Source organism: Steroidobacter agaridevorans (genome assembly GCF_009932555.1).
In the GTDB taxonomy this organism is placed as follows: domain Bacteria; phylum Pseudomonadota; class Gammaproteobacteria; order Steroidobacterales; family Steroidobacteraceae; genus Steroidobacter; species Steroidobacter agaridevorans.
This window is the reverse complement of the sequence record NZ_BLJO01000004.1, coordinates 679,573-687,256: the sequence shown is the minus strand read 5'-3', so window position 1 is coordinate 687,256 and position 7,684 is coordinate 679,573. Positions and strand designations below refer to the sequence as shown.

Below are 7,684 nucleotides of genomic sequence, written 5' to 3'. Positions count from 1 at the left end.
TTCGGCGGCTCGCTGGCGTTGAAACGGCGGGTCATGGCGCCCTACTTGTTGCATTTCGAGATCATGCGGCACGCGCAAGCCCGAGGCTGCGAGTGGTACGACTTGTGGGGTGTCGCCCCCCCAGGCCACATGGACGACCCGTGGCAGGACATCAGTGTCTTCAAACGGAAGTTCGGCGGCGTCGAGGTGAGCCTCGTGCCGACGCTCGACTATATCTACGATCAGGCAGCGTACGAGCGCTATCTCAAAACGCTGCGCGAGCCGGCAGTTGCATGAAACAACCATAGCCCGACAGGCTTCCGCGCGGTGCAAGCCGCCCAGGGTTTCACGTCGAGCTCCTGGGCAAATCGATCACCACCAGGTCTTCTTCCAGGATTCCGGTGCGCCCATTCGCGATCTGCTGTGCCCCGCCATCCGCTGGCGCAAGAGCCGGCGCTTACTCCGCCGCTCGCGAGGCGCAACGCGTTGTGGGAGGCAAACCTAATTGTCTCGAGAAAATGGTTCTGTGACCACGGTGCGGCGATCTCTCAGAAGCCGTCGTTGGTGCCGATATTCTTTCAGCTACTCCAATGAAGCGTTTACTTTGGCTGAATTCTTTAGCCTGCGAATCAACCACGCTTCTGCGTCCTCGCGGGCGGCCCGAGTAGATGCGCCACGAATCGGCGTTACTTCGAAAGCACGCACTGGACCTTCGAGATCGAGCTTTCTCCAGCCGACCAGCTCACGCAATGCACTTGGGTTGAGACCGGATAGATAGAGTCGCCCTCCCTCCGCCGCCAGACTTTCCGCATAGCCAGCCAGCACCGCAAGCAGCGTCGCGCCGAGCGACGTGCGCCCTCGTAACCTCAGGATCACCACTGCATTGTGCGAGCCCAACGGCAGTGGCAGCTGACGCTCGAGCGTACGCGCGCCAGCATAAAAAAGACCCCCGTAGACATCGAGCACAGTGACCTGGTTGGAGCGCAACTGCCGATCGACCGGTACTTCTCGAAAGGCAGATGGGCGAGCGCCTGACCCGTGCCCAGCGCCGCAGCGCTGGTCGTCGTGATCAGCATCAATTGCGAGCTTGACAGAAGTCCGCCCGCGATCGGCCCCGCCATGCACGCGTACAGGCCGTGGATTGGGTTGACACCTGCAAGCAATCCGCTCGCCATGCCGTCTGGGATGCTGCTCAGCGCGCTGTTCAACCCAGCGATCGAGTCCTGTCGGATCGGCGTCCCGTCGAGGGCACGATGCGCACGGTTTGCGACAGCGGTGCGCAGTGCGGACAGGCCAGGCTGATTGAAATCAGCCTCGCTGCCTCTTGGGAACTGCGCATTGATGAGCGGCTCGTCCATGCCAGCACAACCTCGACTGCCTGGTTCGTGCGGATCACCCGACGGACTTTGCCAGCGTCTCTTCGTTGTAGGCGAGCGTGTACTTTGCGTCCTCCGGTATCAGGGGCATGCCCTCGTCCCACTCGAAGTAGGCGCGCCGTAGCTCCATGAAGCGCTCGGGCTCCCGGTATCTGAGGTTCGCACGTTCGCGCTGGTCCTTCTGGAGATTGAACAGGAATTCGTTGCCATCGACGCAGAGCCATTTCCAGTCGCCGGCGCGCACGGCCTTTTGGTTCCTGAAAATCATGCGCCAGAACACTTTGCGCTCCACCGCCGGACCGAACATGTCGACGCCATCGAGCGGATAGTCGCGATGAGGCGCTACACCCGCCGCAGCCAGAAACGTAGGCATCCAGTCCATGCCCATGACGATGCGATCGTTCACCGTGTTGGGTTTGATACGGGCCGGCCAACGCACAACGTATGGCACGCGAATGCCGCCTTCGAGCAGGTCCATCTTCTTGCCGACGAAAGGCCAGGTATCTGAGAATCGCTCGGCGCCGTTGTCGCTGGTGAACACCACGAGCGTATTGTCGCGCCCACCCGTCTCCTCGATCGCCTGCAAGATCCAGCCGATGCCCTCGTCCATGTGATGAATCATCCGCTGATAAATTTCGACCGAGCCGCCGTCGAGATGAAACAGACTCTTGATTCGTTCCGCCTCGGCGCGGTCGTCACGCGTCTCCCATGGCCAATGCGGCGCGCTGTAATGAACCGATAGCATGTAAGGGCCATCGTTCGCCTTGCGTCGGATGTAATCGGCCGCGCGCTTGGACAGAATGTCGGTGAGGTATCCGTCCACATGAGCTTCTGCGTCCCCCTCCCAGAGGTCGTGCGGCCCAGCGAAGCTGCGATGAGTGAAGAAGTCCACCGCGCCGCTGCGGAAGCCGAAGAATTCCTGGTATCCGCTCTTCTCGGGGCTGAACCACGGCGGCGATCCCAGGTGCCACTTGCCGATCAGCGCAGTCGAGTATCCGGCGTCACGCAGCAGCGAAGGCAGGGTCGGATGTTCCGGAGGCAGGCCCAACAAGGGCCCGCCGCTCGCGATCGGCTCGTCGAAGCCGCCTCTCAATCGATGCTGATAGCGGCCGGTCATGAGTGCGAAGCGCGCCGGTGAGCACACCGGAGAGTTCGAATAACCATTCGTGAAACGCGCCCCCTCGGTGGCCATCCGATCGAGCACCGGAGAACAATTCGAGCGCCCGCCGTAGCACCCGAGATCGGCGCAACCCATGTCATCCGCCATGATGAAGATGAAGTTTGGACGAGACATACCCACCTCCGGTCTCCTGCCAACACTGGCGTTCTATCGCGTCGACTCCGGCCGGTTCATCGTGACGGAAACGGTGGAGCGTGCTCTCCGCCTGCCCTCGCCTTGCGCCGGCCCAGGTAGGTTGAAAACGGAATGAGGAGCATCGCGACGATTGAGACGACCACCGCCATGACGAGCACTCTCGGCTCATCGAAGGCTTGCGTCGCAACCACGATCGCCGCAGCGAAGTTGCGCTGTGAGGCGCCGAATCCCAGCACCACCCGCTCGGGTTTGTCGAAACCTCCAGTGACATAGCCGAGCACGAAGGCAATGGCGATGAACAGGATCGAGACGAATATCGCCCCGTGCCCGACGATATCCAGGACGGCGTTGCGATTCAGGAACAGCGACAGCGCGATCATGACCCACAACGCGATCCCTAAAATCGTCGCAAGGACGGGAACGGCGCGCCTGGCCAGCTCAGGTATAACGGGCCTGAGGATGAAGCCGATGACGAGCGGCAGGAACATCGTGATCAGAAGAGGCTGGGCGATCGCCACAGCGCTGACTCGAGCTCCTTCGGCAACGAGCGGCAGGATGAGCGGCATCGCGATGATGGTCCCGATCAGGAGCAGCACGATGAGCGATGCCGCGAAGCCGACATCTTCTTTCGCGTTCATCGCCAGCTTTACGAGCAGCGGAGCGCCCCCGGCGCTCGCAACGATCATCAACCCCGTCGCGTACGGAGCGTCCAGCGGAACGGCCCGCAGCAACAGCATCGCGAGCAGAGGCACGAGGACGAAGTTCGTCACCAGCGCAATGACGACGCCGGAGATGTCACGCAGCGGTCGCGCGAGGTCGCCGATGGTGTAGCGCAGACCGACCATCAGCATGCTCGATACTGCAAAAATTTGAATCGAGAGGGTGAGTGCGAATGGCAACACACGCTCTGTCATGAACTCGATCATCAGTCCTTCATCCCGACCCGCACGCGCGCTATCGCGTCAGGTCTGTAGCGGAGCGACTCGCGGCGCGAACGACGCGGCGCCCGTGAGGCTGACCGACCGCCGCGGACAGGTCCATGGGGCCTTGGCCCAACAAAAAATCACATCGCTTCCGACTTACGGCGCGTCGGGACTGGCGGTGGCGGTGTCGTCGAGATACCGGCTCGGCAATGTGAATAGCCAGGTCACGAGTATGAAGGGCGCCGTGAGAGCAGGAATCGCGAACGGCGACAAAGCCGCGTTGAGGGCCGACTGCGCGATGACTGTGAAGATAGTAGCAACCGCGGTGTACGCCACGACACGCAAACTCGGCTGATAGAAGACGGTGCCGAGCGCGATCGCCGTCAGGACCGGGCTGAATCCGAGCAGACCGCCGGTGATCAGGGTGCTCTCTGCTCCGAAAAGGTGTGCGGTGGCGACCGCGAGAATCGCGCCACCCAATGCGAATGCCGCGGCAGCGAGAGAATTCACCGCCAGGCCCGCGAGCAGGAGCAACGCCGCCACGCCGCTTGCCTTCAAGAACACTTGCGAGATGCTTTGGTACACGCCCTGTACGAAGTCAGCGAGATCGAGCGGGCTCGCTTCATAAGGCTCGTACGGTGCGACAGCCTCGGCCGAAGGCAGCGCGGTGCCGGTCAGACCCGCGAATCCATACGTCGCGAGCAGCAGGAGCCATGACGTAATGACGAATGGATACGTCAACGCCGACCAGCCCCAAGGTTTGACGACGGTGACTGTTCCAATCGTAACGGCGACCGAGGCGACCGCCCCCAGCACCACATAGACCCAGAGCAACGGCCCGGGATCAAGAAACGTCGCCACCGCGAGTCCGACCAAGATGCTGTTATAGCCATAAAGACCGGCAGCCAGCTTTGCGTCGTCAGCGTGAAGCCAGTTCGCCGTCAAGGTTGCGACCACGATCGCGAGCACACCGGCAACCGCCACGTGAGGGACGCCGGCCGCATAGGAGCCCCAGCAAATCGCCGCCAGGAAGAACAATCCGGTCAGCGGATTGTCCTGAAACATGACTTGCCCGATGCCCCGCAGATTGCCGTCCACGAACCGTAAGGCGCGTGACCTCGCGCACAGCTTTTCCCATTTTGCCAAGAGGGCTTTCATCGGGCGCCTCCACGAGCGAGTTGAGCCGTTGTCACCGCCACAGAAAAGGTGGCGAGAGTCGAGCGCCGACAACCTCCTCGCGCACTACTCCCCATAGCTCGCGCACCTTGGCCTTGACCTGCGCGGTCTCGCAACCCAAGATCTTATAGATCAGGCCGGCATCGTGCGGCAGACGACACGCCCCAAACGCTACGCCAGTGGTGAGATCGACGTCGGCGGTGAGGCGCTCCAGAATGCGATCGGCATGATTCTTGGGCGTGCACACGATGACGTTGCCGAGCACGTCGAACGGACCCATCACACCGGTCTGTCGCATCACGTAGCGCTGCGGATCGATCAGCAACTTCTCGACGAACAACCTGGGTCCCTCCGGCCGGGCAGCAGCGGTCGCCAACGAAATCATCGTGGCCCCGAAGCACTCGCTGGATCGATAGTGTTTGCGACCGGACTGAACGATCTCCGAACACAGCAACGTCGCGGACGGCGCGATGGTGATCTGCGTGTCGCTGACGAATCGCGCGTGCCGGTGCGGAATCAGGGGATCGGGCAGAAACTCCAGATAAGCATCGTCCTCGAGCGTGATGGTCTGGACTTGCACCGCGTAGTTGGCATCCATCGAATGAACTTTGGTGGCGGATTGCGAGGTGACATGTGCCTGCGCGCGCGGACCCAGCGCGATATCGAGGGTCAGCCGGTCTCCCTGCAGCAGGCAGCCGGTGGTAGTGATCAGGAAGACGTGGGCCAGATCGGGCATCGCCTGATCGAAGTACAGTGCACGTTGCGCCATGTAGGGCGCGCGCCGTTGAAGGTTCGCGAGGATCGTACGACAACCGCGGCGCTCGAAGCCCAGATGCAGGAACCCTGTCTTACCCGCCGTACCGCTCCTCATCTGCTGCGGCTCGTCCTGATAGGCCGCAAGCTCAGGCATCGAGACGCCGAGCGCTTCGGCGCGAGCCCATCGTGCGGTGTCCGACGACATCATGGCGCCTGCTGCCGTCGCGGCTCGAGATCGAACAGCAGCTCTCGCTCGATCAGCGCGACCAATTCGGTAACGCCCTCGCCGGTTTTGCAGTTGGTGAACAGGAACGGCTTGCCACCGCGCATCAGCTGTGAATCGCGCTTCATTACCTCGAGGCTTGCCCCGACGTACGGCGCCAGATCGGTCTTGTTGATGACGAGGATATCCGAGTGCGTGATGCCGGGTCCGTTCTTGCGCGGGATCTTGTCGCCGGCGGCGACATCGATCACGTAGATGAAAAAGTCGACCAGCGCCGGCGAGAACGTGAGCGTCAGATTGTCGCCGCCACTCTCGATCAGCACCACATCGCTATCGGGAAAGCGTCGCTCCATATCCTCCACCGCCGCCAGATTCATGCTGGGGTCCTCACGCACGGCGGTATGAGGGCACGCTCCAGTCTCCACACCGACGATATGCTCCTGCAGGAGTACGCCTTTGAGCGTCCGCTGAACGTGCTTGGCGTCCTCGGTCGTCACCACATCGTTCGTGATGATCAGCACCTTGATGCCCAGATCGAGCAGACGCGGCGTGATCGCTTCCACGATCGAGGTCTTGCCCGACCCGACCGGACCGCCGATGCCAATGCGTGTGATTTTTTTCGCCATGACTTTTCATCAGCTCATGAACAGGCGCACATGCGCCTTGGTGTGGATGGCGGCGAGAATCTCCGCGAGCGGCGCATAGCTGGCCATGCTCGACAAATGCGCCCTCGCGGCACTCTCGTAGGCGGCCTCGGTCAGTCCACTGAGATCGAAGAGGATTCTCTGCGTCTCCACGTGGCTGATCTTCATCAGCCTCAAGGCCGCACTCAGGATGGTCGACGCTGTGCCATATTGAAGGACGACGAACGCTTGTTGCGCCGTCAGGTTCTGGATGGCGAAGTTCATGCCCAAGGCCACGGGATAGCAACCCATCACCACTGACGCATCTATGCACTCGAGCCATTTTCGCAGTAGCGGAGCGCCGATCACTTGCGCGCCCATTTCAGTGAACCGCTTGCCCATACGGACAGACATCAAGCGCGCTTCATCGGACAGCTTGCGGGCGTAGACCTCGCCGTCAATGTGAATCAGCGCATCGACGTCACCCGCGCTTGCCGCGCGATGTGCGGCAATCACGGCGATGCCATCGCCTCGCGCCGCCTGCTCTACCGCAGTGAGCGTGAATGCACGAAGCGTGGACGCATCCGTGACGACACCTTTCTGAACGGCGGACTCCAGAGCGCAAGAGAACGAGAACCCGCCGATAGGAAACATCGACTCGCCGAACTGCAGCATTCGCGCAAACGAGATCGCTGAGCCGAGCGCCTCGAAGCAATCATTCGCCGTGGTCGTGCGCATGGCCGGCCGCGGAAAAGCTGATGTTTGGGTGCGAATGCAACGATCCGTGCGTCCCACCAAAGAGCCGACGCGATTCGTAGGGAGCCAGGTGGGGAATGACGTCGCGCCCCGCCACGAACTCGTAACGCAGTCCTTCGAAGCGATGCGTCTGCATGACGGAGGTCATCACCTTGCGATCGACGATGAGCGGCACGTAGACGCGACTTTCATTCACGACAGCGGGCCAGTGCTGGTTGCCCATTGCATGGCCAAGCTCGACGCACGTGCGCATCGCAGCTTCGCGCCCGAACTGTAGAAGCTCGTCCAGATAAACGACCATCACATCGCTCAACTCGATGCGCGCCACGACGGCGGAGGGAGCCTGCTCGTCCCAAAGCAAAACGTCGCCGTCTTTCAGGTAGGTTCCGCGGTCGACGCAGACGGCCACCTCCACTCCCTTGGCGGTCTGCTTGCGGAAGCGGCTCTTCTGCGCCTCACGTTGATCGATCTCCAGTGTATCCACCGCCGCTGTAGACAGACGCTCCGCCCAAGCCGGATCGCCGATATTTCCAAGAACAGCGTCGACGATGATCACA

The 7,684-nt window shown here is 61.7% G+C and carries 9 protein-coding genes; 1 reads left to right on the top strand and 8 read right to left on the bottom strand.

What is annotated here, in order from left to right; translation table 11 throughout:
- Positions 1–276 (top strand): peptidoglycan bridge formation glycyltransferase FemA/FemB family protein (locus tag GYH35_RS34630; RefSeq protein ID WP_202624388.1); only part of this gene is annotated, 276 nt, incomplete at its 5' end.
- A gap of 575 nt (positions 277–851) precedes the next feature.
- On the opposite strand, the gene GYH35_RS17750 is transcribed toward GYH35_RS34630, so the two are convergent.
- From GYH35_RS17750 to ureE, 8 genes are all read right to left on the bottom strand, one after another.
- Complete coding sequence (locus GYH35_RS17750) at positions 852–1,337, bottom strand: SulP family inorganic anion transporter (RefSeq protein WP_161811239.1); 486 nt, start codon at positions 1,335–1,337, stop codon at positions 852–854.
- A 34-nt stretch (positions 1,338–1,371) separates the two neighbouring features.
- Positions 1,372–2,649 (bottom strand): sulfatase family protein, encoded by a 1,278-nt coding sequence (locus tag GYH35_RS17745; protein ID WP_161811238.1) that lies wholly within the window; start codon positions 2,647–2,649, stop codon positions 1,372–1,374.
- Positions 2,650–2,705: 56 nt separating this feature from the next.
- Entirely contained in the window at positions 2,706–3,596 is an 891-nt protein-coding gene (locus tag GYH35_RS17740; protein WP_161811237.1) for a bile acid:sodium symporter family protein, read from the bottom strand.
- A 153-nt stretch (positions 3,597–3,749) separates the two neighbouring features.
- Positions 3,750–4,751, bottom strand: a complete 1,002-nt coding sequence (yut, locus tag GYH35_RS17735; protein ID WP_161811236.1) for an urea transporter — start codon at positions 4,749–4,751, stop codon at positions 3,750–3,752.
- A 31-nt stretch (positions 4,752–4,782) separates the two neighbouring features.
- On the bottom strand, positions 4,783–5,733 hold the full coding sequence (locus tag GYH35_RS17730; RefSeq protein WP_161811235.1) for an urease accessory protein UreD: 951 nt from the start codon (positions 5,731–5,733) through the stop codon (positions 4,783–4,785).
- Positions 5,730–6,374, bottom strand: a complete 645-nt coding sequence (ureG, locus tag GYH35_RS17725; protein WP_161811234.1) for an urease accessory protein UreG — start codon at positions 6,372–6,374, stop codon at positions 5,730–5,732. Before ureG ends, GYH35_RS17730 begins: the two co-directional genes overlap by 4 nt.
- Before the next feature lie 9 nt (positions 6,375–6,383).
- Positions 6,384–7,109 (bottom strand): urease accessory protein UreF, encoded by a 726-nt coding sequence (locus GYH35_RS17720; RefSeq protein ID WP_161811233.1) that lies wholly within the window; start codon positions 7,107–7,109, stop codon positions 6,384–6,386.
- Positions 7,087–7,683: an urease accessory protein UreE gene (ureE, locus tag GYH35_RS17715; RefSeq protein WP_202624387.1), complete on the bottom strand. Its 597-nt coding sequence runs from the start codon at positions 7,681–7,683 to the stop codon at positions 7,087–7,089. The genes GYH35_RS17720 and ureE overlap by 23 nt, the downstream gene beginning before the upstream one ends.
- Position 7,684 lies beyond the last annotated feature (1 nt).

What these genes read in the sequence shown, in the direction of transcription:
- yut (WP_161811236.1), bottom strand. Translation starts at nt 4,751, where the DNA reads ATGAAAGCCCTCTTGGCAAAATGGGAAAAGCTGTGCGCGAGGTCACGC.
- GYH35_RS17745 (WP_161811238.1), bottom strand. Translation starts at nt 2,649, where the DNA reads ATGTCTCGTCCAAACTTCATCTTCATCATGGCGGATGACATGGGTTGC.
- GYH35_RS17720 (WP_161811233.1), bottom strand. Translation starts at nt 7,109, where the DNA reads ATGCGCACGACCACGGCGAATGATTGCTTCGAGGCGCTCGGCTCAGCG.
- ureG (WP_161811234.1), bottom strand. Translation starts at nt 6,374, where the DNA reads ATGGCGAAAAAAATCACACGCATTGGCATCGGCGGTCCGGTCGGGTCG.
- GYH35_RS17740 (WP_161811237.1), bottom strand. Translation starts at nt 3,596, where the DNA reads ATGATCGAGTTCATGACAGAGCGTGTGTTGCCATTCGCACTCACCCTC.
- GYH35_RS17730 (WP_161811235.1), bottom strand. Translation starts at nt 5,733, where the DNA reads ATGATGTCGTCGGACACCGCACGATGGGCTCGCGCCGAAGCGCTCGGC.
- GYH35_RS17750 (WP_161811239.1), bottom strand. Translation starts at nt 1,337, where the DNA reads ATGGACGAGCCGCTCATCAATGCGCAGTTCCCAAGAGGCAGCGAGGCT.